Source organism: Bacillus sp. RZ2MS9, assembly GCF_001816185.2.
Classification (GTDB): domain Bacteria; phylum Bacillota; class Bacilli; order Bacillales; family Bacillaceae_G; genus Bacillus_A; species Bacillus_A cereus.
This window is the reverse complement of sequence record NZ_CP049978.1, coordinates 1,836,498-1,862,713: the sequence shown is the minus strand read 5'-3', so window position 1 is coordinate 1,862,713 and position 26,216 is coordinate 1,836,498. Positions and strand designations below refer to the sequence as shown.

Below are 26,216 nucleotides of genomic sequence, written 5' to 3'. Positions count from 1 at the left end.
ACCACTAAATATTTTTTATCTAATGGTGGATACTCTAAGTTTGTACAAAATCTACAATTTATGTTTATGCTGCTTTGTTTAATCCCTGTTTCTGATTTAGCACTGAAAATCCGTATTTTACAAATGCTTCTTTTACTTGGTCCGTTTGAAGATAGTTATAATATTCTGTAGTTTCAACTGGAGACGGTGTCGCTTTAAGAACACCCATTGGATAAATAATAGGATCATGTAAACTAGAATCTGCTGTATCTACTATTTTTACTTGAGGTGAAATGAGTGCATCTGTCTTATATACAAGCCCAGCATCAACTTGCTTCGTTTCGATCAACGACAATACATGTCTTACATCAGTTGCTAATACAAATTTAGGTTTTAAAACTTCATACAGATTCAGCCCTTCAAATACTTGTTTTGCATACATTCCAGCAGGTACTGTTGCAGGATTACCAATAGCTATCTTTTGCACATTATTTGTGTTCAAGTCTGAAAAACTATGCACAATATTATTTTCAATTGGTGTTGCCAATACTAATTCATTCCCTAAAAAATTAATAGCTTGGCTCGGATTGATATACCCCTTTTTAACTAGAGGAGTGAAATTTTTTTCGGCAGCGGAGATAAATAGATCTGCTGATTGACCTTGCTCAATCATTTGTTGAAGTGAGCCTGAACCCCCGTAAGTGAAAGTAAACTTTACATTTCCATGAGTTTTCTCATAATTAGCTGTAACTTCCTCTAAAACATCTTTTAAACTTGCAGCAGCAAATACTTTTATCTCAGTTTTATTAACATTTTCTTCCGCCAGAGCAGGAGAGAATCCTGTAAAAATTGCGAACATAAAAACAGAAACAGCACATAATAAAAATGATTTAATTGTTTTCATAATTTTTCTCCCTTCTTAATAAAAGACAATAAATAAATTACCTACAAAAAAGTACTCTTGTATCTCCTCCTTTTACCAAAAGCATTACTTGTACAAAATTTAATTCTCGCAAACAGAACATACCACAACATTCTCACTATAGTTTAAATTCTAATTTTTCTATATTTTCAGATTTAATTTTTGAGAAACATTTGTACAATAATTTCCACTCAATTTAAACAAATAAAGTATTGTGGATCCTCATTTTTTTAAAAACAATGTAATAAATGTTTATAAAATAACAATATCCCATGTCGAATTATGCGATTTTATTTCATAAGAGAAATTTTTTGCGAAAAAAAAAACTGAAAATACTCAAACTTAATTATATCTAGTTATCTTTAATTATGTTTAGTTATAATCCGTTATACATTAAATTCTGCGAAGAAATATATTCCAATTAAATCAAAATTATTGTATACTTCTTTTTGTATTTTCAGAATAATAAAAAAGGAGGTGTTACAATTGATTTCATATTAATACGTACTTACATTTACCAACAATAAATTCGAAATACTCAATGTGGAACATAACTTCAAATTAGTATGTTTTTAAAAGAAGTTTATTGGTTGGATAGCCTGTAGAATTTTATACTGAACTGGTTTCATTATAAGAACTATTACCTCCTTTCAGTTAAAAATACAGTCTATAAACATAAACCATTTACTTGTATATTAAATAACTTTCTAATCTATGAAGGAACAAACACAAAAGGCTTCTCTCCAAAATATTACTGTTGAAAATACGCCAGACACTAAGAATTATTTCAAGCATGTGGAAGATCACTAAATGTATTATTTTTCCAATTTACAAACCACTAATCATTGGGAGAAAAATTATTTAAACCGCATTATAAAATACACTTAAGAACTGAATATATTAATTTCAAGTACAAGTTGCTACAAACTTATAAAAAAACGTTCTTAATACAGATCAATCACTACTATAACAATACCAATCTTAATAAAGAGGTGGATAAAAATGAAAACATTTGATAAGTACTGTTCCTTTACTTTCTTTTCATACTTTGCAACATTTGCTATTGTAGTTCCGCTAACCGGCCTTTTTTTAAATCAATTACACTTTGGTAGCAAAGAGATAGGGATAATCCTTGGCATTTCAATTCTAGCCAGAATACTAGGACCATATGTATTCCTACTGATATCAAAACTAAATAGAAATTTAGCAAGCATATACCTTATACAATGCGTCCTCCTTTTAGTCGTTCTGTTTGTTGGTACTCAAGTTAAAAATAGCTTGGCTATAGTTATAGCACTCTCCTTACTAAATATTTTTTGGATATCTATTTTACCCAACATAGAAACCATTTCATTATCAAAATTAAATGGTGACATGAAACGATACTCAACCATTAGAATGTGGGGAAGCATCGGATTTATTTTCTTTTCAGTTTGGGCAAGTCATGCCCTTATTAAATTCGGCCCACTATCTTTTTGGTTTATATTAATATTTTTAGGATTTATGTTGTTAATTTCCTCTATTCTACTAATTCGCCTTGAACCAATTGAGGTTACGAAAAAAAAATCAAAAAGTATTTTTATTGAAAGAAAACTTTTGCTTTTTTATTCTGTATTTTTCTTATTTGAATTAACACATGCACCTTATTATGGATTCTTTTCTATTAAGTTGTTGGAAAATAATTATACTGGTTTTGCAATAGGTTCATTAATTGCTTTTGCAGTTATATGCGAAATTGTTACTTTCGCTTATGGTCATAGGCTTCTAAAATATATGAATGTTTCATCTATTCTCTTATTGTGCTCTATTTTAGGTATTCTAAGATGGACATTAATAGAACTTTTTGTCGGAAGCATCACTTTATTAGTAATTTCACAGTTAATGCATGCTTTTACCTTTGCTTTATATCACATTTGTGCTATGAACATTTTAAGTTTAAATGCAGACCAAGATTTAATTAGCCAAAGACAAACTACCTACACAGTTCTTACCATGGGTATAGGTGCTGCATTAGGAGCTTACCTGTCCGGCTTGTTCTGGGACGTTAAAATTTTTCAATTCTCATCTTTCATATCAGTTGGAGTTAGTTCACTGATTATTAGTATAATACTTGTTTTGTTAATAATGAAAAAAGAAGCAAACCAAGCCCTAAATACTCCTACCGAGAGCAATATGTAATTATATAGAGGACAATCCTTGTTGTAACAAACCTAAGAAAACCACATGCAAAACATTAAATGATACATTTTAATCTTTAAAAACAAATTCTCTTATTCAATATCTAAATAATTTTCCTTAATTTTCAAAAATAAAATCATATCAGAATTTCTGTATTTAAAAGAAATTTTATCAATACCTTTTTTCAGTGAAAAAGTTTAACATATTAAAAAAGCTTCCAGTATAACCCTTATATTGAATTTTTTTGATACCCAATCCTATTACTTTATAAGTGCCTTTTCATAGATCATAAAGGAGGATAATTATGTATAATCATGTGATACAGCTATTAGATCAAGCTAATATTTCTTATCAGCAATACGAGCATGAACCCAATTTGGATTATGATACAGATAGAGAAATACGAAAAAGATTTAATTTAGAAGGAGTTCCAAGTAAAAGTTTATTTCTAAAAGATAAAACCGGACATAATTATGTACTAGTTACGATTGAAGGCGAGAAATTAGATTCAAAATCAATGAAAGAACTAATTGGCAAGAGGGTTTCAATTTGTTCAGCTGAAGAGTTGATTGAAAAGACTTCCTGTGTCCCCGGTTGTGTAGCCCCTTTCGGATATCAGGATGAGGTTACCCTTATTATAGATAAAAAGATCTATAATTATAATAAATTTCTACTATCTCCAGGCGTACCTGAGTTAACAATTGAGATACACACAGAGGATATCAATAAAATTTTAAATATAGTGAAAAACAACATTTTAATTTATGAAAACAATTAATGATTTTATACTCACAAGAAGGAGAGATTACAGTGGTAATCCAATTAACCAAATCTTATTTGTATAATCAGAATAGAATTCTTGATGAAAAGAACAATGACTTCTTAGAAAACTGGAAAATACACGCTTACAACAGTTTCCACAAAAGTATTATGGATAATTCTAAACCGTTTCCTTGCTATTTTGCAGTAGATTCCGAAAAACATGGTTGGTCCAGATATCTTTTTATTGACTCAGCTTATGATCAAAAAGAGCTGCTAAAGCTTAGAGATGGGATTTATGAATATATAAAGACATATCAGCAAATTGCCAAGCGGACTACGCTAGTGATATTCTTCAAACCCTCAAGTAAGCAATTACTAGCAGAAGAATATAAAAAACAATTTTGGAATGTACTACAATTTTTAATCGAAAATGATCCCGAACCATGGAATCCAGAAATCCCAACAGATCCTTATCATGCCAAATGGGAATTTTGTTTTGCTGGAGAACCTATATTTGTAGTTTGCCGAGCACCTATCTATGCTGAAAGACAAAGCAGATATACAGAAAATGGTCTTGAAATTACCCTTCAACCCCGCGGAACCTTAGATGATATTACAGGTGATACCAAACAAGGAAAACAAGTCCGTAAAGTTATTAGGAAACGCTTATTAGCCTACGATAATATTTCAATGCATCCAGATATAGGTGATTATGGTGCTGAAAATTCACATGAGTGGAAACAGTATATTTTACCTGAAACAAATGAAGAAAGTGTAATGAGATGTCCGATTACAGGTGTAAAAAAACATGATTAGCATGATCTTTAGTTATATATTGTTAGGTGTTTCCCTGTCTGCTCCTGTGGGCCCAATCAATGTGGCTCAAATAAATAAAGGCATTAAAAATGGATTTTGGAGTGCTTGGTTTGTAGGATTAGGCGCTATGTCAGCTGATGTAATTATGATGTTACTCATTTATTTTGGGATTTCCACTTTTTTAACAACTCCAATTGCTCAACTTTGTATTTGGATTTTTGGTTTTATTACCATGCTTTACTTAGGATATGAAAGTATTAAGGATGCTCCTAAACAAGTACACCATTCTTTAACTGGGGACAAAGAACATCCTCTAAAATCTTTTTTAGCAGGATTTGCAATTGCGATTTCAAATCCATTAAATATTGTATTTTGGATAGGAATTTACGGTTCTGTTCTTACTAGTGCAATAAATACAATTGGAAAAGAACAAGCACTATGGTATAGTACAGCTATTTTTGCAGGTATTATGCTATGGGATTTATTCATGGCTACATCCATACATTTTGGTAGACGCTTTGTAAACGCTACTGTAATGAAATGGATTTCCATTTCAGCAGGTGTTATTTTAATCTGTTTTGGTATTTACTTTGGCTACCAAGCTGTACTAACAATCAAACAGTTAATTTAAGGTAAAATCAGGAAAATATCCCTTTGGATTTGATCATCCAAAGGGATATTTTTCATTTTACAATATTTAATTATTCCACATCTAATAATTTAAAAATATATTAATGGATTTTTAAACATTTAATTATGACTTAGGCTGTATAATTCAGAAAGTTTCTCTAACCTATTTATGATCTCTATTTCGTATTCTATGTCCATAGGGATGCTTTCTTTAGAGAATGGCGCTAATTCTGGATGATGTCCAACCATTACTGAATATGCAGCATGTTCGAACATACTTATATCATTCGCATCATTTCCAAAAGCCACATATTCCCCTTCTTTGACACCTAATACCTGCAGTGCATTCCATTTGTGAATACCTTTTGGACTAATATCTATTACATTCTCATTTCTATGTTTATGCACAACAACATCTAATAAACTTAGACTCTTCGATAGTTCTTCCATGTCGCTTGCTGTAAGGATTAAAATCTTAACTATCGAATTTAAAGAGGTCACCTTAACAGATCTAGCAAGTTTAGCTGGATCTAGATTATTAAGTATAGAATGATTATCTGGACCAGTATATGAATAATCCCAGTCACCGTCAATTAAATAAGTTGCTTGAAATTCATTTATCAAAGCAAGAACCTTTTTTAGTTGCGATTTCTCGAACTCTTTTGAATAAATTAATTTTCCGTTTTGAGAAATTAAAGATCCATTTCCGCCAATCAATGTATATTCGTGAAAGCGCGAATGTATCACAGGTAGCATGTCACGAATAGGTCTTGCAGAAGCAAATATAACTTCGTGACCATTTTTACTAATATTATCTAAACATGCAAGAATTTTTTCTGAAACTGGTTTTCCCTTAAAACAAATTGTACCATCTAAATCAAAGACAAATTTCAAAATTTGCACTCCCCTTCTTACTTCTCCTAGATTATATAATAACTCAAAAATAAACAAAGTGATTTTACTTTAAGTTACTCACAGTTATTCACTCTACCCAATGCTGATCTATCATCTACCTTCCCCTCTGCTTATCTATAATGTCTTTAAAATAAATCAAACATAAATTTAATAGACTATGTAGATTTTTCAAATTATTAACAAAGAAAACATATCATATCAATTCTATTAATTGCAAAATTATTTTTTTCTTTGTTTTCAGGATAAAAACCTTTTGGTAGCTTTATTTCTTAGTTACAACCCTTGATAGTCTTACAATTTAATAAAAGATTTTCACTTCATTAATCATAAAAATCATCATCTTAACAAACAAGATGAAGAATATTCTGAATTAATTAAACAAATATATATCCAGTTATGTTTTGTTATATTTAGTTATGTTTCGTTAAAATAAGTATTGTTTTATATCTAAAATTATTGTTTAATATAATTTAGTTATAACTGGAAAATAGGTCCATATCTATAAATATATATTTTTTAAGCATTTTTTATCTTTTCTCTTCCAGCAACCAGATCACTCACAATAATATGAAATATCAATTACAAGAAAATTAATATTACAAATAAAAGTGAATCTAGGAGTGACGAAATGACTAACAGTACTATAAAAAAAATCATCGAAGATAGATATAAATTTTATACAGCGGCCTTAGCTACAGAAAATATTATTTGGGATAAAGAACTCAATGCGTGGCTTGTTTTTGATTACACCAATATCACTCAACTATTAAAAGATTCTCGATTAAAGGCTAATCGAAAAAAACAATTCATCGAAAAGCTAGATATACCTGTTGAGTATAAAGATAAACTCTCTAATTTTTACTCTAGATGGTTAATGTATATGGATAATCCTGAGCATAAGGAATTGCGTAAACACGTACAAGTACCTATCAATTTAACAAACTCTATTATAGAAGAGTTAGCTAAATCTTCTACACTCAAAGTATTGAATTCTCTGAATAAAGATAATGAATTCATTGACGTTATTAATGAAATAGCTATACCGTTTACAGAAAACACTCTTGCTAATTTATTGGGCCTAGATGTAAACGATTATAAATTAATTCTACACGAAGCTTTTAAAGCTGTGGATTTCCTTTGGATTCCGGTTCCTAGTTTCGAAGATTCACAAAAAACTGTTCACTCTATTGATAAAACCTATAGTATTATTTCTGAAATTCGTGACCAACAAAAATACGAAAAAAACGGTTTATTCGATTTAATCCTGAAAAATGTAGATCAAGTAGAAGATAGTTTAGCCCTAATCGCAAATGTAACAGTAGATGGACATGAACCATTTCTTAGTGCTGTAAAAACATTAATGTATCTTTACATACAAACGCAGAATGATAAATTACCTCATAATAACCCTTACAGTTTACTAACATTAGAAAATATAGTTGAAGAATCTTTAAGAATGGAATGCCCTTTTCCCTATTGTGCACGTGTTGCTAATGAAGATATACCTTTAGGAGATAAACTCATTAATAAAGGTGATAGAATTATTTTGTTTATCTCTTCTGGAAATAGAGATCAGAGTAAATATGAAAACCCAAATGAATGCCAAAAACGATCAAACACCCCTCCAATCTTAAGTTTTGGAGTTGGTTCTCATTACTGCGCCGGTGCAAATCTAACAAGAAAATCACTAAAAGTATTTTTAAATACCATACAACCTTTTATAGAAGATAAGTCACTTATTATTGACGATTTAGAATGGAACGATACTTTTGGATTTAGAACAATTTCAACTTTGAAAGTCACAATAAAAACGAAGTATCCAGTTAATGTATAAAAAATTTGAACAGAGGAGACTTATGTCATGACAGAATGGATTTATACTCACTTTAATATGACACACTACAATACAACCATAAAAAAAGAATTACTAGCTGCTCTAACAAGTTTCTTCACTGTTTCTTATATAGTGATTGTAAATGCCTCCATATTAAGGGACGCAGGGATTAGTACAGAGGCATCTGTAGTAGCCACTACTCTAACATGCTTTTTAGGTTGCCTTATAATAGGTTTTTGGGCAAATTCCCCTCTCGTAATTATCCCTGGAATGGGAGAAAATATATTCTTTTCCTATACAATTGTTCAATCTTTAGGACTAAATTGGCAGGAAGCTTTAGGCGTCGTATTAGTATCAGGCATTATTTTCACACTGATTACATTTACACCTTTTTCTAGACTTTTAATCAACTCTATTCCACACTCCTTAAAAAATGCTATTACTGTAGGGATTGGCCTATTTTTGACCTTTATCGGACTTCAGAAAGGTGGACTTATTACAGATTCTTCTGTAACAATAATTGGATTGGATAACCTATTTAAAGCAAATACATTACTTACAATTTTTACACTGGCATTAGCTGTAATCCTTTTTATTTATAATATCAGAGGTGGATTTTTAATCGTTATAGGAATTAGCACATTGGTTGCAGCCCTTTGTGGCATTACAAAATTAGATCCTTCCTATAATATGGGATCTTTATATGAGCATTACCCAGCTGTGTTTAATGCTTTTTCTTTTACACAAGTGAAAAATGCATCCTTTTGGACAGCTACCTTTTCTTTAACAATGATTCTATTATTTCAAAATCTAGGAACCATACAAAGTTTTGAAAATGATAATAAACGTTTCAATCGAGCTTATCAGGCAACTGGGATGTCTAACATTTTTGCTGGGGTTTTTGGTACTAGTTCTACTGTAGCTGGTTTAGAAAGTGCTGTGGGAATAGCTGCTGGTGCAAAAACCGGTTTATCCTCTATTTTTGTTGGATTACTATTTCTTATCTCTTTTTTCTTTATGCCTTTTATAAAAATGATTCCAGATGGAGCCGTTGCACCTATTCTAATTATCATTGGAAGTTTAATGTTAAAAAGCATAAAAGAGATTGACTTTGATGATTTCTCGGAATATTTCCCTGCCTTTCTTACAATTATTATGATTCCACTGACTTACAATATAGCTGATGGTATAGCTTTTGGTTTTATATTTTATCCAGTAATAAAACTTCTAACTGGAAAAAGAAAAGAATTAAACAAAACTATTTGTGTTATCGGTCTATTATTCTTATTGAACTATATACTATCTTATTAATTAGTAATTCTTTATACATAGAAAAAGACTGCTTTATATGAAGTGCACCCCAATTGTTAGACACATAATTAACAATTGGAGGTGCATTTTTTATGGCTAAATTTTCTTCAAAAGATAAAATACAAGCAGTAAAACGATATCTAGAAGGTACGGAAGGCGGAAAAACCATTGCTAATTCTATAGGGGTTCATCCTAGAGAACTTTATCAATGGATTAAACGGTTTGAATTTTCAGGGGAAAAGGCGTTTGAAAAACGCTATACAACTTACCCTCTCGAGTATAAACTAGATGTAATTCATTATATGAATGAAAATGGGACATCTCTGAGAGAAACAGCTGCTTTTTTTAATATTCCTTCTTGCGAAACACTCCGAAAATGGAAAGTAGCTTATGAAACAGAAGGATTAGATGCCCTAAAATCAAAGAAAAAGGGGCATCTAACCATGGCCAAAGAAAAAGCTAAGCTACAACATTTAAAACAAAACGAAGTATTTCTTGAAGGTTCTATAGAAGCGCTACAAGCAGAGAATGAACGTCTGCGTATGGAAAATGACTATTTAAAAAAGTTGAATGCCTTAGTTCAAAAGAAGAAAACATCACAGACCAAGACAAAGCGCAATTGATTTATGAATTAAGGCATAAATATAAGGTCGTTGACCTTGTGAAAGTCGCTAATATCGCTCGTAGTACGTATTATTACTGGATGAAACAAGCGAAACGTCCAGATAAATATAAGAAAGTTAAAGAATTAATTAAAGAGATTTTTAGTGAGAATTTTGGGAGGTATGGTTATCGTCGTATTACATTGGAATTACGTAATCGAGGCCATGCATTAAATCATAAAACCGTTCGACGTTTAATGAATATCCTGGGATTAAAATGTCTTGTTCGATTGAAAAAATATCGTTCATATAAAGGGACTGTCGGGAAATTCGCTCCTAATATTTTAAAACGTAATTTTCACGCATCAAAACCAAACGAGAAATGGGTAACAGATGTGACGGAGTTCCACTTACATGGTAAAAAACTATATCTATCACCCATTTTAGACTTATATAACGGAGAAATTATAGCTTACAATATAGAACATAGACCTGCCTATTCCCTTGTTTCTAAAATGTTAAATAAGGCGTTTCAATGTTTGAATGATAAGGAAACTCCTATTTTACACTCGGATCAAGGTTGGCATTATCAAATGCGACAATATCATCAGTCGCTTAAAAAACATAACGTTATCCAAAGTATGTCCCGTAAGGGAAATTGCTTAGATAATGCAGTCATGGAAAATTTCTTTGGCTTATTAAAGTCTGAATTACTTTATCTTAAAGAGTTTGAAAGTATGGAACAATTTAAGCAAGAACTAGAAACTTATATTCATTACTACAATCACAAAAGAATTAAAACAAAACTAAAAGGATTGTCCCCTGTGCAATACAGAGTTCAATCCTTAGTAGCTGCTTAATATATTTGTCTAATTTTTTGGGTTCAGTTCATATAAAGCAGTCTTTTTCTATGTATAAATCCCATCTATAAACACATAATAAACTTTTATATCTTATTATTATAAATAAAAACAAGACATTAAATCTAACTAAAAAGATTCATATATAGTTTCTCCTGTCAATGTTAAATCATATCCTCCAATAGACTCTAGTTCTTGTTTAAATTCTGTTGAATGCAGTATTTCTTTAATTTCATTAATGATTTTAACATTACTCTCATTTTTTAAGATTATAAGATCATACTGTTCTTTTATTAATGGAACGAATTCAACTTTTGTTATATTGGCAACATTCTCAATCCCTATTCCCACATCCGCTTTATTCATAGCTACACTAGTTGCAATACTAAAGTGACTACTTTCTTCGTAATCATAGCCTTTAATTTTTTTTCTATGTATATTATGAATACGTAACTGTTCATCTAATAAAACTCGTATACCCGCTCCAACTTCTCTATTTACTATTTTTACATCTTCTCTACATAAATCTTCCCAAGTCTTTATATTTTTTGGATTCCCTTTTTGTACGTAAAACCCTACGTTCCTTAAAAGTAAATTAAAGATTATATACTGAGAATTTGTTAATATCCTCTTAGTATAGGGAACGTTATACTCTTTAGTGTCACCATCAAATAGATGTAGACTGACTATGCTTCCTTCACCTTTATACAAACGAATCAAACTTGTAAGACTTCCATCATATGCTCTTAGCATTCTTTCTCCCATACTACTCTCCATATATTTTCCTAGTATGTCTAATGCCATATCTTGTCCACTAATTACAATTGCATTCGTTAAATTATGTTTTTCAGATAATTGAGCGGAATTTTTTAGGCTTCCTGTTTTACTTTGCTCTATGTATTTCTGTAGATCTTCTACATCAATTCGAACTTGCCTACCTATTCGATAAGATGGCAGTTCCCCTCTTTTGATAAGTTCATAAACAGTTAATTTAGATATCTTCAACTTCTTTGCAGCTTCTTCTGCTGTATATGACTCGTTCAAAGTTTCATTCCCCCAATCTCTTAAATTTATCATATAACATTTGTCTCTATTTTTCCAAGAAGTATATTTGCTGCAAAGTAAAATACACTTAAATTAATTTTTTATAAACTGAACCATTTCTTTCTTCTATCATGAACTGATTACATACTTAATTTTCATAAAAAATGCTGTTTTATAGTTTTTCTCATTGTTTTTCCCCATAAAAGAATATTTTAAAACTTCTCTTCACACGTAGTTAATTAAAACTTTAACGCCCTATATTTAGGGACTTTATTTAATCTCAATTGAAGTTTTCATTAAGATACCTATAATTTATTTCTCAACATAATACACCTAGAATTTCCATTCAGTAAATGGTAATATATAGACATCTCAATTACGCTATTTCTTGTAGCTAGAGCTTGTTTCAGGGACAGGCTCTTTTTTTATTTTCTATATAAAGATCTAATAAAGAAATCTTAAATTAGTAACTGGTACTCTCCTTCAAATTTCCATTTAATATTTAACCTAATAATTAAAAATCATTCTGTAACCATAGAACTCTAACCTTTACTAATTCTTCAAAATCCCCTTAAATTCCATTTTTGAAATTGCAAAAAAGCATAACTTAAAGTTATGCTTTTTCCCATATAATCTTATATTATTTTAAGTGTACATCTTTCATGTACCATGTATAACTTTGTTGTAGAATGAACAACCTTCTTGTAAAGTATACAACTTTGTTGTCACTTCACACCTGTTCATAAAAACGTATCGTACTATCTATATCACGAACTGCGATTCCGATATGATCAATTGTTTTTTTCATTTTATTTCCCTTACTACTTTATTTTTTCTCATTATTAATAGTAACAAAAAAAGCTATAGAAACAAGTCTATAACTTTTTTTATTTAACCTATTTTCTTATCCGCTCTAGTTGCTGGTTGAACTTGGTTTTTCACTTTTAAAATGCTAATGCCATATCCGATAAATCCACCGATAATCGCTGGGAAGATCCAGCCTAATCCTACTTCCTGCATCGGAAGGAATTTAGTGAACACTTGGCTTACTACTTCAATGTTAACTCCAGCTGCACTTAATCCATCAAATAAGCTGATGATAAATGTTACGATTAAGCTTACTTGGTAAACTTCAGCTCTTCCTTTAAATAATGAATGGAAGAATGTTAAGAAAATCAATACGATTGCTAGTGGATAAATTGCTGTTAATACTGGAACAGAAACTGCGATCAATTGTGTTAATCCTACGTTTGCAACAATTGCACTAAATACACATAGCGTGATTGCAATTGCTTTGTAAGGAACATTTGGGAATAACTTATGGAAGAATGAAGAACATGCTGATACAAGTCCCACACTAGTTGTTAAACAAGCTACTGTAATCATTAATCCTAATAATACTCCGCCATATGATCCGAAATAGTAGTTAGAAACTTTCGCTAATACTTCTCCGCCGTTCTCTAAATGTCCAAGCTTTGCAACACTTGAAGCACCCATATAAGAAAGTGCTGTATAGATAATTGCTAAAATAGATGCTGCAATAATTGTCGCTTTTGCACAAACGACCATAATTTGTGTTTTCGTTTTCGCACCTTTTTCTTTAATAGCATTGATGATGATAATCCCGAATACGAATGATGCAAGCGTATCCATCGTTAAGTATCCTTCTTGGAATCCTTTAAAGAATGCATGTGATGTATAAGCTTCCACTGGTGCTTGCATATCTCCAATCGGATGTATAAAAGCAACGATTACTAAAATACCGATGAAAGTCAACTTAATTGGCGTTAAAATTTTTCCAACAATATCGACAATTTTCGCGGGATTTAGCGAAAAAAAACAAGTGATGCTAAAGAATATAATTGTGAAAAGAATTAAAGGTGTAGAACCTACTCCCTCTGGCATAAACGGCTTAAGACCAATTTCATAAGATACATTTCCTGTTCTCGGTATTGCAAATAATGGACCGATCGCTAAGTATAAAACTGTTGTAAATACAATCCCAAACACTGGGTGAGCACGACTTGCTAATGACTGTAAATCATCTTTACCTGAAAAACCAAATGCTAGTACACCTAGTAATGGTAATCCAACACCAGTTACTAAAAATCCAGCGTTAGCAATCCATACATTCTCTCCTGCTGATTGACCAAGCATCGCTGGAAAAATTAAATTTCCTGCTCCAAAAAATAGTGCAAATAACATTAATCCAATAACTACTATGAACGAAAACGGTACTTTATTCGCCATAATATAACCCCCATTCAAATTTCCTTATCTCATTTTCCAATTTTAACTAATTGAATTTTCTGAATATTTAATTTAAGTATCAACTATTCTTGAATTCATTATAGTTTGCTATATAATATTTTGCAATACTATTTTCGAACTTTTCTTTTATTTTATAAATATACATTTTTTAACATGAAAAATAGACTAAAAAACCAACATGGTCATCCATGTTGGTTTTTCCATTTACTATCATGAATTAAAATTTTGCTGCTACTTTTTTAACGTTTTCTAGACCTTCTTCAACAATTTGTTGTGAACGATCTGGATATTGATTGTGTCCTTCAATTACAACTGTCTCTGGATTTGTAATTCCCCAGAATCCAAGTACAGTTGTTACGTAATTAACTGCCATTTCCATAGGAGCCATTTGTTCTGAAGAGTAATCTGAACCACGAGCACCTAACACAATTACTTTCTTACCACCAACTAAACCTTCTGGGCCATTTGCTGTATATTTAAACGTTTTTCCAGCTTGAGACAAGTATGAAATATATGTGATTAATGGTGCTGGTACTGTAAAGTTCCATAATGGGAATGCAAATACAACCTTATCAGCTTCTAAAAACTGATTTAAATATTGATCTACTGTAGCAACTGCCTTCTCTTCTTCAGCTGTTAACTCCATACCTTGGCTACGTTTATATCCACCTGAAATCGCGATATTTCCGTAATAAGGAAGATCTAATGCAAATAAATCTAATTCCGTAATTTCTGTATTTGGATTTGCTTCTTTATAAGTACTTACAAATGTTTCATACATTTTTGAACTAACTGCTTGCTCCGCTGGACGATCGTTTGCTTTTACAAATAATACTTTTGACATTTTTTTATTCCCCTCTACATTCTTATTTTCTTCTTTTTTACCAAATAATGAGCTAAATAGTCCCATTTTCTTCACCTAATCTTTCTTTTCATATTCATTATTCATCATCATAAAAATTCTTATTCTAAGAAAAAGTTCCAATAGATACCTTAAGTTACGCCATTGCAACTTTTTGTTATTTAATTACCTTATGTAAGTGATTGTAATATAGTCACTTACTTTAGTCAAGTAACTTTTAATAAAAAATAAAATCTCGACTTAAAAATATTAAGCGAGATACAATTGAACACCAAATACATCTTTATTACTTGTATAATAAACTTAGAGAGGAAAATTCATATATAGAAAGGATTTATTCATGAGCACTATAGAAAAGATTCAAACTTTTATTATTCTTTTTGCTGTTACATGCGGCATCGTACTCGGACAATTTAATATGATACATACGTATTCAGACAAATTTATTGTCCCCTTCTTATTTTTCATGCTATATGGATTATTCCTCAGCATTCCATTAAAAGAAATAAAAAACGGATTTCGCAATTTAAAATTTGCTGGAACAAGTCTTACTATTAACTTCTTATGGACACCTTTACTCGCTTGGGGGTTAGGAGCACTATTTCTTTCCGATCATCCAGCACTTTGGGTTGGATTTATAATGTTAATGGTTACTCCATGTACAGATTGGTACTTAATCTTTACTGAAATAGCGAAAGGTAATGTAGCACTTTCTACTGCAATTTTACCTGTAAATTTAATTTTGCAAGTTCTACTCCTTCCCATTTATTTATTTTTATTTGCTGGTGTCATGAAAACTGTAGCGATTTCTGTTTTAGTAGAAAGTATTGTTATCGTAATCGTCTTACCATTTATACTTGCACACGCTACAAAGTTCATTATGAATAAAATGAAAAAAGCTGAAACTCTCGAGAATAAACTCATTCCGTTTTTCAGCTCTGCTCAAATTGTATTTTTAAGTTTAGCAATAGTAGCGATGTTTGCATCACAAGGTAAATATTTACTACAAAATATGAATGTTGTTTTATTATTACTCGTTCCTGTTCTATTGTTCTTCATCATTAATTTTTTACTAGGACAATTTATCGGGCGCATGATGCATTTATCTTACAAAGATACAGTAAGTCTAAGCTTAACAACGTTAGCAAGAAACTCACCTGTTGCACTCGCTATCGCTGTAACCGCTTTTCCAGACGAACCTCTTATCGCACTTGCACTCGTTATTGGACCATTGATTGAGTTACCAGTACTAGCTTGTGTGTCACAAGTTTTGTTGCTTATTAAGAAAAAACGGCAATACGCATAATAAAAAACGTCCCATTTTGGGACGTTTTTTATTATGGAAAGATTACATACAATACTTATTTCTTATTTATCATTACAAATGAAATTACCGAAACTACAAACATAATACTACCAATTATAAATCGATGGGCTCTAAAAATTTTATATGTTATAGAGAATTAACCTTTCGTTACATTAACAGATCCTTTCTAATTAAAAATGATAGGAAACGTAAATATAACGAAAGCTGCCCAAAGTCCGTAGATTGGCAAATACTTCGTAATGGCATCTTGGATAGCTGTCGGTCCTGATTTGTTTTGCAAGAAACGCATATAGGAAAACATAATCCAAATGAGATTTGCCCAAATCAGTACATTTACTCCTAAAACAGCAAGTCTATTAGGCGTAATCCCGTAAGAAGAAAGTCTGAATACTATGGCTGACAATGCGACAGTGTCAATAATAAGTGCCAGAACAATTAAGGAAAAATTTATATAATCTGAAATGTTCTTTTTCTCGTCCGAGTCACTCTCAACGATAGAAAATATAGTAACAGCCAATACACCAAGCAGTATTCCGTTGAATGCCATTAGGAAATTACGATCCAAGAACGGGTTTTTCCCGACCAAAATTATCGTTATAAGATAAATAAACAATGTGACCAGGACAAGCGGACTAAAGATTTTAGATATGTATGGTGTAATATTTTTAGCAAGCTTAAGATTCATTGATACTAAGTATGCAGCCACAATAGCGAGAGCCGCTGCTCCAAATAAAACAACATTACTAAAATAGAATTCTCCTATATCTAAGTCAACAAAGCTAAACAAACGCATGGTGAATATTGCTAGTATCATTCCGCTCACTGCCATGCTCCCGTAGAGAAGACAATATTCTAAATTAAATTTAATATAGGCTAATCTTGTACCGCCTTTTGAATATTCATTTCCTGTAAACGCAAGCCCTACTAAGACCCATAAAAATATAGGAAGATGTAAATAAGCAAGTATGGTACTGTCTTTATAATTTATTGGCAACGTATTAAGATACACCCCGGAAACTAGGAATAACGCTATAAGGGAATAAATAATACTTTTTTTCGGCTTATTATTGTAAACAAAATAAGCAGCAATAAAGGGAATTACACCAAAAGCCAAGTTTATTGGAGCAATTGCTTCCTGCTCAACAAAGTGGAAAATGATCCTGGTGCTTATGCCGGCCAGAATAGCTAAAAGGCCCATGAACAAGAAACCTTTTTGAAACAAAGATGTTTTTTCTTTATTTACTTTCTCCTTGAAATGCAACCTTTCATACCAAGCAGCTAGAACCTGGGAATCAGGGGTTTGGTCCCATGCTTGTGAGAATGCTTTTTTAAAAGCTTTCGGATCTTTTCTATACATCTTCTCCAACTCATGGGGGTTATCCATATGTTTAACAATCAAATTGTTACTGTTCATAATTATACCTCCTCTAATTAAAAAAATAAGATTGTTACCTTTTAACAAAAGTACTTCACTCATTTATTATGATTTTGATTTTAATATAAAATTTATCGTTTTACAATAAAATTTTATTATTTAAAGCATTTTTTTTATCGTTAAATTTCATTTCAAAGAAAAACAAAAGAGCATGACAGTTTTATGTCATGCTCTTTTAACAAATTAATTCTCAAATACAAAATTAATCTTATTATCTTTCCACTCTAATTTCGCATCAAACGTTTTCTCGCCCTTTTTAAAGCCTTTAATTAAATCGGTCTTTTCACCTTTTAAGAGCTTTGTCATATTCTTTTGCGAAATTGTTTTACTTAATATCTTCTTTGAAATGGTGAAATCACATTGCGTTGTATTATAGTTAGAACAACCGTAAAACGTTGACTTATCAATTACATCGCCATCACATTTTTTACAGCTACCAACCTTTTTACCCGTTGTAAATTTCGATCCTTTTCGTTCAATCGATTCAACATGTAGTCCAGTGAAATCCCACTTCTCAGACATTTCCACTGCATCTTCAATAATTTTAGCTGATAGCTTTTTCGTTTGTTCCATAAAAGTTGCTGGTGATGCTGTACCTTCACCAATTTCCGCAAGACGTTGTTCCCATTTCGCAGTCATTTCCGGTGAAGCTAGTATTTTGTCACCAATTGCGGTAATTAATACTTTTCCTTTATCAGTCGCATACACTTGGTTTTTCTTTACATCTATATATTTACGGTCTTTCAACATCGTAATAATACCCGCGCGGGTCGCTTCCGTACCTAAACCTTCTGTTTTCTTCAATACCTTCTCTAGCTCTTCATTCTCTAAATACTTACCGGCTGTTTTCATTAACGTAATAAGTTGTCCTTCTGTATAACGCTTCGGTGGCTGTGTTTTTCCTTCTTTCACTTTCACCTTTACAACTTTTCCTTCTTCACCTTCAGCTACAATTGGAAGAATGGTTTCGTCATCTTTATCGTCTTGGAAAATAACTTTACGCCAACCTTCTTGAATTTGCTGTTTTCCTTTTGAAATGAATTCAGCACGTTCATCTACAAGCGTTACAATCGTTGTATAGTCAAAGATTGCAACTTCATAATGAGCTGCAATAAGCCTTCTTACGATCATATCGTATATTTTCTTTTCATCACCTGATAGTCTGCTTGGGTTTGTAACTTGCTCTGTCGGAATAATTGCGTAGTGATCTGTTACTTTCTTTTCATTCACATAACGCTTATTGTTCATAATGGATTCAATTGGTGCCGGTAATAAGCCTTTATATTCATCAAATTGACTTAACTTCTGTAAAATATCAGGGAACGTCGCTGCTTCTCCTTGTGTAACATAGTTAGAATCTGAACGTGGATAAGAAACAATCCCTTTTTGATAGAGTGCTTGCGTTATATCAAGCGTCTTTTTCGGTGAAAACTTAAAGGCTTTATTTGCCGTTGCTTGCAGTGATGATAAGTTGAATAAAAGCGGCGGCTGAAACTCTTTACGCTCCGTTTTCATTTCCTTCACAACAGCCGGTTTCCCTTGGCAAAATGCCGCAATTTTATTCGCCATATCAGGGTCTTTTAAGCGGGATTCATTATCCTTTTCCCATTTTCCGTCATATTTCTTTCCTTCTATATTAAAGGTTGCAAATACTTCCCAGAAAGGCTCTGACTTAAAGTTTTCAATTTCTTTCTCACGCTTTACAATCAATGCTAACGTTGGTGTTTGGACACGACCAGCAGAAAATACATCATTCATTCCTTTTTTCTTTAGCAAAATACTAAACACACGTGATGCATTCATACCAACAACCCAGTCAGCACAAGATCTTGTGTATGCTTCGTAATACGTATTAATTGTATCTGATTCGTCAAGTAAATTTTTAAACCCTTGATAAATAGCTTGCTTCGTTAAAGACGAAATCCATAGACGCTTCATCGGCTTTTGCACGTTACAAAGATTAATAATATTTCGTACGATTAGTTCCCCTTCACGCCCAGCATCGCCTGCGTGAATAATTTCTGTTACCTGTGGATTATGTAACAGCTGTTTCACAACGTTAAATTGCTTATACTTTGACTTTGTTACTTCAAATTGAAAACGCTCTGGAATCATCGGTAATGTATTAAGTGACCATTTTTTCCACTCTGCGTGATAATGCTCTGGATTACATAACTGCGTCAAATGACCAATTGCCCATGTACAGTACGCTCCATTTGGAAATAACTCATTTGCTTCTACTTCTAAATATCCATCTTTCCGGCGATATTTAAACTGTGAAACAAGAGCCAACCCTTGATCTGGTTTCTCGGCAATAATTAATTTCATTTTATAACTCCCTATCTGTATTCCAGTGTTACTTTCATTGTCTATATGTTTAGAAGCGATGATAAAACAACAATCTTATTTATCATTCGCGGTTTGTCTCGCAAATGTGAGACCTATAATATTATACGCTTATTCTTTATGGCTTCACAATAGAAACTCATAATATAACAATTTCTTTCACATGCTTACAATTAAAAAAGACGCCCTAAAAAATCAAGCGTTCCTTTGCTTACATCTATGAAATTGTGCAGATAATATGCAGATATAAATTATCATAAGTACACATATGATGAAATGAACGATAGGACAAGGAGGTATTATAATGTTTGCTTATACGTTAACTACCTTAACACTTTGCTGTACCTCAATTCTTATTGCATCCAATATTTCTAAACGTAAGGGTACCCTAATGGAGTATATGGTATTTATTATGTCTTTTAGTATGAGTATCGGTTTAAGTATTGGTTTTTATTTAGGCATTCTCTTTAAGGGGGAATTACTATATTCTACTTTACTTGCTATTTTAATTAGTGGTTTTATCGGTTTTTTAGTGGGTCTACGTTTTCACCTATATACTGCTTTAGAAGGACTGTTCTCTGGATTAATGGCAAGTATGATGGGAGCAATGATTACAGAAATGTTAAACGCTCAACAAGCTCATAGTATATTGTTCATTAGCCTTTTACTTACTATAACGATTACTATGTCCTGTGTGATTCAATTGTTATCGGAGAACTTTTCTACTTTTATCCAACAGCGTTTTTTGTTATTACTTTCAATTAGTGTAGTAATTATAGTTGCCGTATTCGCGACATTCCCACATCATACTCCTGCACCTTCACCTGGGCATAATCAACATATAAATTAGTACTTGCAACAAAAATGAATAAGCAGCTATCCATAGGATAACTGCTTCCTATTATTCTGGCTTATTAGGAATGTTTTGGTTTGGAACATAGTCAGATTTATAATCTGTATAGTTCACTTCCGTTACCATCCCTGCTGAAGCATGATGTAGGTCGTGACAGTGGAACATCCACTCACCGGGATTGTCTGCTACAAAGGCTACTTCATATTCTTCTCCTGGTTTTAAGTTCAATGTATCTTTTACAATCGGAGAACCTTCTATCGGTTTTCCATCTTTACTCAACACCTGGAAGAAGTGACCATGTAAATGCATTGGGTGATCATCCATTTTAGAACGATTTACCAATTTCACTTTTACTAAATCACCCTTTTTTACTTGAATTGGGTCAATATCCGGAAATACCTTTCCGTTAATTGTATATACCATTTCATTTTCATTCATTTGCGTATTTAAGTCCATATTATATGTGGCAGTATACTCTTGATTTAACGTGAAACTACCTAATTTTTTAGCACCATATTTCGTCATATCTAATTTCGCTAATTTTCCCTTTTCATCTGCTTTATCTTTCATCTCTTTGCTGCCATCATACTCAATAACAGCTTTCATTCCTTTTGCACCTTTATTTTTTGAATGGTCCTCAACATACCACTTCCCAGGATTATTAGCAGTAAATTCAATATCATAACGTTCACCCGGTGCGATTGAAATTACTTTATCCTTTATAACTTTTGGATTGTTTATTGGTTGACCATCTGTCGCAATTACTTTTATATCATGACCGTGAACATGTATATCATGTGATAGATAACCAGCATTAACAAGTCGAAGACGAACTTTATCTCCCTTATTCACTTTCAATGGCACTACTAAATCACCGCTTTTTCCATTGATTGTGAATAAATCATACATACTCATATCATGACCTTCCATCTTCATATTTCCATGGTCCATTCCTGCCATATTGCCAGAGTCTTTTTGATCACTGCCCATGTCCATACCAGAATGATCCATGCCGTTCTTATCATCATTCTTTTTCGTATTTTCATCACCTTTAGATTTATTACCTATTTGCCCTTTTGTCATTTCTTTTAACTGCTTTTTAATTTCTTCTTTATCTGTAACCCATTCATCCAACAGTAATGTGTAATCTTTATCATATTTTTCCTTTGTATCCTCTACAATGAGCGCTCCATACAAACCTCTATCTAATTGATTTACAGCATCTTGATGCGAGTGATACCAGTACGTTCCTGGTACGTTCGCTTCAAATTCGTAAGTGAAACTTTTTCCTGGTTCAACTGCATCTTGTGTCACGCCCGGAATTCCATCCATGTTATTTGGGACAGGATATCCATGCCAATGAATAGATACTGGTGCAGATAATTCATTTTTTAATGTCACTTTCACCTTTTCACCTTTTTTCACTCGAATTTCTGGACCAGGAGATGAGCCATTAAATGTCCAGACTGGAACAATAACACCGTTACTTAATTTTTGCTTTTCTTCTTTCGCTATTAAAGTAACTTCTGGCCCTTTTTCAACCTTCAATGGTGTTGTAGCTGTTTCAGTCTGTAGTGTTTTGTTATCATTCATATTTTTATGATCATTTGTTGTATTTGTCGTCACAGAACAGGCAGCAATTAAAAATATTACAGAGACAGTAACGGCTGCTAATACAACTCGCTTCATGGACAATCCCTCCTTATTCTTTTTCAAAATCATTATAGAAGTTGATTTTCAAGAAAATAAGGAGATGTAATTAGCTCTTACGTAAGCTAATTGGAAAATTACTAAAAGCGGAGACATTACAAGAGACGAATATTTTAGTAATACAAAATGCTTTCCTTGTAGCGACTATATTAGCCGTTCTCGTATTTGTTTTGACGTTATTTCTTAAGAAACAATAACACTGCTATTATTAAATAAGAAAAATGCAGCTAAAATGCTCTTCACAAAAGAACTTAGATTTCTGTATAATAAGAACTAATGTTCCTCACAGACAATGGACTCAAATTACACAAATATATCAAATAGAAGAGGATTGATATACGATGAAAATTGATAGACCAAAAATTTCACCAGAGTTATCTTCAAAGAATTTTCAAGATATTTTTTATGAAGAAGATCCAACATTGGAAGTGTGTGAAATTATAGACTCCACTTTCGAAAATGAATCTGTAGATAGAGTGCGGTTATATGATGCGGTGATAAAAAACTGTAAGTTTACTAATACAGACTTTAGCAATATTGATATTACAGATGTTTGTTTTGAAAACTGTGATTTATCAAATGTTAATTTAAGTAATTCTTCTGTTCACAGAGTCGAATTTAAAAACAGTAAATTAATCGGAGTAAATTTCACAGGATCTAGCTTAGGAAATGTTAAATTTGAGAATTCAATTTTGAATTTAGCGGCATTTGGAAATTCTAAACTAGAAAAAATCATCTTCAATGAAACTTCATTAAATAATGCAGATTTTTTTGACTGTAAACTTAAAAAAGTTGAATTCCAATTATGTAGTCTTGATGAAGCTAATTTTGATCAGACATCACTGAAGGGGATAGATATTAGTTCTTCTACCTTTGATACACTTACAGTTTCAGTGAACGATTTAAGAGGATGTAAAGTATCGACATATCAAGCTGTTCAGTTTGCTACTTTATTAGGATTAATAATTAAAGATTAGTATTTCGAAGAAAAGAACCCTATCCCGAATCATGGATTTTTTAATTGTCCACGATTCGAGATAAAGTTCAAATAAATTAGTGATGACTCTTTTATTATTTAACTACAGCTTGGTTTCCTTTTACATGTTCATTATTTACACTCATAAATTCTTCAATTTCTTCAACTTCCCTAATGATATCTTTTGACAAGTTTTCATACCCGTCTTTCGTTACAAGAATGTCATCTTCAATACGAATTCCAATTGATTCTCCTTCAATATAAAGACCAGGTTCAATTGTTATAACCATACCTTCTTCTAACACTCTATCTTTATATGTTCCTACATCATGTGTATCTAAACCAAGGAAATGGCTGACACCATGATAATAGTATTTTGATAACTCTTCATCTTCTTGAATTAAACCAATTGCTTTACACTCTTCTGCCAGTACCTTTTTTGTATGCTCATTTAATGCAGCGAACTTTAATCCTGGCTTAATAATCTCTGTTGTTTCTTTTAATGCTTTTAATACAATATTATAAATTTGTTTTTGGCGACTAGAGAATGTTCCATTTGCCGGGAATGTATAACTAATATCAGCGTTATAGTAGTCTTTTTGAGCACCTAAATCTAGTAATACTAAGTCACCATTTTGAATTTGTGCATCATTATCTTCATAATGAAGAACTGTAGCATTTTTCCCACTCGCCAAAATTGTATTGAACGCATGGTACTTAATGCCAGATGACTTCAGTGTAAAATCAAATTGTGCTTCTAATTCATACTCCATCATGCCTGCTTTTGCATGCTTAAGTACGTTGTAAATACCGTCTTTCGTTATAGCAATCGCTTCTTTAATAATTTCAATTTCTTCCTCTGTTTTAAATACTCGTAATTCACAAATGTTCGGATATACATTACCAATTGTTACGTGTGGGTATTTTTCTCTTACATGTTTAGCAAATGCTAATGTTTTTGTCTCCGTACCATTCCAATCACGACGTTCTATATCTAAATATAGATGCTTCGCATTTTCTGTAAAAAGTATATTTGACATTGTCTTTTCAAAGCTATCTAAATATACAACTTTCTTTATACCTGAAATTTTCTCTGCTTCTTCGTTAGAAACTGTTTTACCGACCCATTTTTCCATTACTGGATCTGACTTTTCAATGAAAAGTGTTTCTTCAACACTACTTCCAACCTTTTTCAGCATAAAAATAACATTTGGTTCATCGATTCCCGTTAAGTAGTAAAAATTACGATTCGGTACAAATTTATAATGTGCATCAGCTGACATATGCGGTGCTTGTCCCGCAAATAAAATCGTAATAGACCCCTCTGGTAATGTGTTTGCTAATCGTTCTCTATTTTGAGCAAAAAATGTTGATTTCATGATAATCCCCCTAGCGTTCTATGTATGATTAAAAAACTAATGATCTAATCAATTCATTTTATTATTGTTACAATTTTTCGACAATTAATAGTACTCATAGAAAAAAGAAAATCCCCCCTTACTAGTGCCCATCTAATCTACATTATGCATACCACTCCACAATTTCTTGACATTTATTCCATATACTTAAAATCTCATATATAGGAAAGGAGCCACAACTTTGAAACATTATGTAGCAACAGGGTTAGCAATTACTTCCTTATTCATAATTACTGGATGTTCTAGCAACACCGAAACAGCACCCGTGAAGAAAGAAACGGTGCAATCTGAGTCAAAAAATATAGAAACAGCAAATACGAGTCCGCAAAACTTCTATAAAGAAACTACATCTGGAAAAATCGAGCACATTCACGGAATTGGCTATGCAGGAAATATATCTGGGGTTTCTATCGCCACTCATAGCGGGATAAAAGTTTATCAAAATGGAAAATGGCTTGAAACTAAGACTGGATTACATGATTATATGGGGTTTCAGGCAACGAAGAACGGGTTCTTTGCCAGCGGTCATCCTGAACCAGGAGCAGATTTAAAAAATCCTTTAGGATTAATGAAAAGTTCTGATGGCGGTAATACACTTGAAAAGCTAGCGTTTTACGGAGAATCTGATTTTCATAACCTTGCTGTCGGATATAATACGGAAGCAATTTATTTATACAATGAGCGTCCAAATTCTAAATTACAACAAGGTTTTTATTTCAGTACGAACAACGGACAAGATTGGAAAAACAGTAAGTTAAAAGGTCTTTCAAGTACGATTCATTCCTTTTCAGTACATCCGGATCAATCTAGTGTAGTCGTGGTAAGTGCTAAAGACGGTGTATATTTATCTACGGATTATGGAAATAAGTTTGAACTATTCTCCAAATCACTTGAATCGACCGCAGTTACATTAAGTAATGAAGATGTTATTTACGCCCCTATCAATAAGCAAATCGTAACGAAGAAATCAATTGCAACAAATGAAGAAACAAACATACAAATTCCACTTTTAGATTCTAAAGATGCAATTATGTATATTTCACAAAACCCTCAAAATTCAGCTGAAATCGCATTTGCTACAATGAAAGCAAATGTGTTCCTTTCTACCGATGAGGGTAAAACGTGGAAACAGATTACTAAAGAGGGAACATTACAATTAAATTAG

At 32.1% G+C, this 26,216-nt stretch carries 20 protein-coding genes and 1 pseudogene; 11 read left to right on the top strand and 10 right to left on the bottom strand.

Translation table 11 applies throughout. The annotated features are described in order from the left end of the window. Positions 1–64: 64 nt before the first annotated feature. Positions 65–883, bottom strand: a complete 819-nt coding sequence (gene modA / locus BHV55_RS09620; RefSeq protein ID WP_070757575.1) for a molybdate ABC transporter substrate-binding protein — start codon at positions 881–883, stop codon at positions 65–67. A 1,020-nt stretch (positions 884–1,903) separates the two neighbouring features. Between modA and BHV55_RS09615 the strand changes: the two genes are divergently transcribed. The 4 genes from BHV55_RS09615 to BHV55_RS09600 all read left to right on the top strand — a co-directional run bounded on the left by BHV55_RS09615 (position 1,904) and on the right by BHV55_RS09600 (position 5,288). Next, complete coding sequence (locus BHV55_RS09615; RefSeq protein ID WP_000846434.1) at positions 1,904–3,079, top strand: MFS transporter; 1,176 nt, start codon at positions 1,904–1,906, stop codon at positions 3,077–3,079. Positions 3,080–3,383: 304 nt separating this feature from the next. Continuing rightward, on the top strand, positions 3,384–3,857 hold the full coding sequence (locus BHV55_RS09610; RefSeq protein ID WP_070179208.1) for a YbaK/EbsC family protein: 474 nt from the start codon (positions 3,384–3,386) through the stop codon (positions 3,855–3,857). A 32-nt stretch (positions 3,858–3,889) separates the two neighbouring features. Further along, positions 3,890–4,657 carry a YqcI/YcgG family protein gene (locus BHV55_RS09605; protein WP_000236657.1) on the top strand — a complete coding sequence of 256 codons (768 nt, stop codon included), beginning with the start codon at positions 3,890–3,892 and terminating at the stop codon, positions 4,655–4,657. Continuing rightward, positions 4,650–5,288, top strand: coding sequence for a LysE family translocator (locus BHV55_RS09600; RefSeq protein ID WP_070757579.1), 639 nt, complete (start codon positions 4,650–4,652; stop codon positions 5,286–5,288). The genes BHV55_RS09605 and BHV55_RS09600 overlap by 8 nt, the downstream gene beginning before the upstream one ends. Before the next feature lie 119 nt (positions 5,289–5,407). Here the strand turns inward: BHV55_RS09600 and BHV55_RS09595 are convergent, their stop codons facing one another. Next, positions 5,408–6,181, bottom strand: coding sequence for an HAD-IIB family hydrolase (locus BHV55_RS09595; protein ID WP_070757581.1), 774 nt, complete (start codon positions 6,179–6,181; stop codon positions 5,408–5,410). Between the two features lie 649 nt (positions 6,182–6,830). Here BHV55_RS09595 and BHV55_RS09590 point away from each other — a divergent pair. From BHV55_RS09590 to BHV55_RS09580, 3 genes are all read left to right on the top strand, one after another. Beyond that, positions 6,831–8,036, top strand: a complete 1,206-nt coding sequence (locus BHV55_RS09590) for a cytochrome P450 (protein ID WP_070757585.1) — start codon at positions 6,831–6,833, stop codon at positions 8,034–8,036. Between the two features lie 27 nt (positions 8,037–8,063). Then, entirely contained in the window at positions 8,064–9,347 is a 1,284-nt protein-coding gene (locus tag BHV55_RS09585; protein ID WP_000141340.1) for an NCS2 family permease, read from the top strand. Between the two features lie 92 nt (positions 9,348–9,439). Further along, positions 9,440–10,809, top strand: a protein-coding gene (locus tag BHV55_RS09580; protein ID WP_085962495.1) for an IS3-like element ISBth167 family transposase whose coding sequence is annotated in 2 segments (ribosomal slippage) — positions 9,440–9,905 and positions 9,905–10,809 — 1,371 coding nt in all. Because the reading frame shifts where the segments join, the coding sequence is not laid out codon by codon here. 129 nt (positions 10,810–10,938) lie between these two features. Here BHV55_RS09580 and BHV55_RS09575 read toward each other — a convergent pair. From BHV55_RS09575 to BHV55_RS09560, 4 genes and pseudogenes are all read right to left on the bottom strand, one after another. After that, positions 10,939–11,886: a helix-turn-helix transcriptional regulator gene (locus BHV55_RS09575; RefSeq protein ID WP_070757075.1), complete on the bottom strand. Its 948-nt coding sequence runs from the start codon at positions 11,884–11,886 to the stop codon at positions 10,939–10,941. A gap of 700 nt (positions 11,887–12,586) precedes the next feature. After that, a pseudogene (locus tag BHV55_RS09570) lies at positions 12,587–12,661 on the bottom strand (VOC family protein); the annotation flags it as partial. Between the two features lie 83 nt (positions 12,662–12,744). Then, a complete protein-coding gene (gene brnQ / locus BHV55_RS09565; protein ID WP_001284783.1) occupies positions 12,745–14,103 on the bottom strand; it encodes a branched-chain amino acid transport system II carrier protein in 1,359 nt (452 codons plus the stop codon). Between the two features lie 238 nt (positions 14,104–14,341). Further along, complete coding sequence (locus tag BHV55_RS09560; protein ID WP_070757076.1) at positions 14,342–15,034, bottom strand: FMN-dependent NADH-azoreductase; 693 nt, start codon at positions 15,032–15,034, stop codon at positions 14,342–14,344. Positions 15,035–15,326: 292 nt separating this feature from the next. Here BHV55_RS09560 and BHV55_RS09555 point away from each other — a divergent pair, with 292 nt between their 5' ends. Beyond that, positions 15,327–16,292 (top strand): arsenic resistance protein, encoded by a 966-nt coding sequence (locus BHV55_RS09555; RefSeq protein WP_000103811.1) that lies wholly within the window; start codon positions 15,327–15,329, stop codon positions 16,290–16,292. A 187-nt stretch (positions 16,293–16,479) separates the two neighbouring features. Here the strand turns inward: BHV55_RS09555 and BHV55_RS09550 are convergent, their stop codons facing one another. Next, on the bottom strand, positions 16,480–17,727 hold the full coding sequence (locus BHV55_RS09550) for a DUF4153 domain-containing protein (RefSeq protein ID WP_070757077.1): 1,248 nt from the start codon (positions 17,725–17,727) through the stop codon (positions 16,480–16,482). A gap of 204 nt (positions 17,728–17,931) precedes the next feature. Further along, on the bottom strand, positions 17,932–20,076 hold the full coding sequence (gene topB / locus BHV55_RS09545) for a DNA topoisomerase III (protein ID WP_000766766.1): 2,145 nt from the start codon (positions 20,074–20,076) through the stop codon (positions 17,932–17,934). Positions 20,077–20,398: 322 nt separating this feature from the next. Here topB and BHV55_RS09540 point away from each other — a divergent pair, with 322 nt between their 5' ends. Next, a complete protein-coding gene (locus BHV55_RS09540; protein ID WP_000458530.1) occupies positions 20,399–20,944 on the top strand; it encodes a hypothetical protein in 546 nt (181 codons plus the stop codon). Positions 20,945–20,995: 51 nt separating this feature from the next. On the opposite strand, the gene BHV55_RS09535 is transcribed toward BHV55_RS09540, so the two are convergent. After that, positions 20,996–22,636, bottom strand: a complete 1,641-nt coding sequence (locus tag BHV55_RS09535) for a multicopper oxidase family protein (protein ID WP_070757078.1) — start codon at positions 22,634–22,636, stop codon at positions 20,996–20,998. A 362-nt stretch (positions 22,637–22,998) separates the two neighbouring features. Here BHV55_RS09535 and BHV55_RS09530 point away from each other — a divergent pair, with 362 nt between their 5' ends. Beyond that, positions 22,999–23,634 carry a pentapeptide repeat-containing protein gene (locus BHV55_RS09530; protein WP_000687273.1) on the top strand — a complete coding sequence of 212 codons (636 nt, stop codon included), beginning with the start codon at positions 22,999–23,001 and terminating at the stop codon, positions 23,632–23,634. A 94-nt stretch (positions 23,635–23,728) separates the two neighbouring features. Here the strand turns inward: BHV55_RS09530 and BHV55_RS09525 are convergent, their stop codons facing one another. After that, the gene (locus tag BHV55_RS09525; protein WP_000842970.1) at positions 23,729–25,012 is read right to left on the bottom strand and encodes an aminopeptidase P family protein; all 1,284 of its coding nucleotides are present in this window, start codon (positions 25,010–25,012) and stop codon (positions 23,729–23,731) included. 220 nt (positions 25,013–25,232) lie between these two features. Between BHV55_RS09525 and BHV55_RS09520 the strand changes: the two genes are divergently transcribed. Further along, entirely contained in the window at positions 25,233–26,216 is a 984-nt protein-coding gene (locus BHV55_RS09520) for a F510_1955 family glycosylhydrolase (protein ID WP_070757079.1), read from the top strand.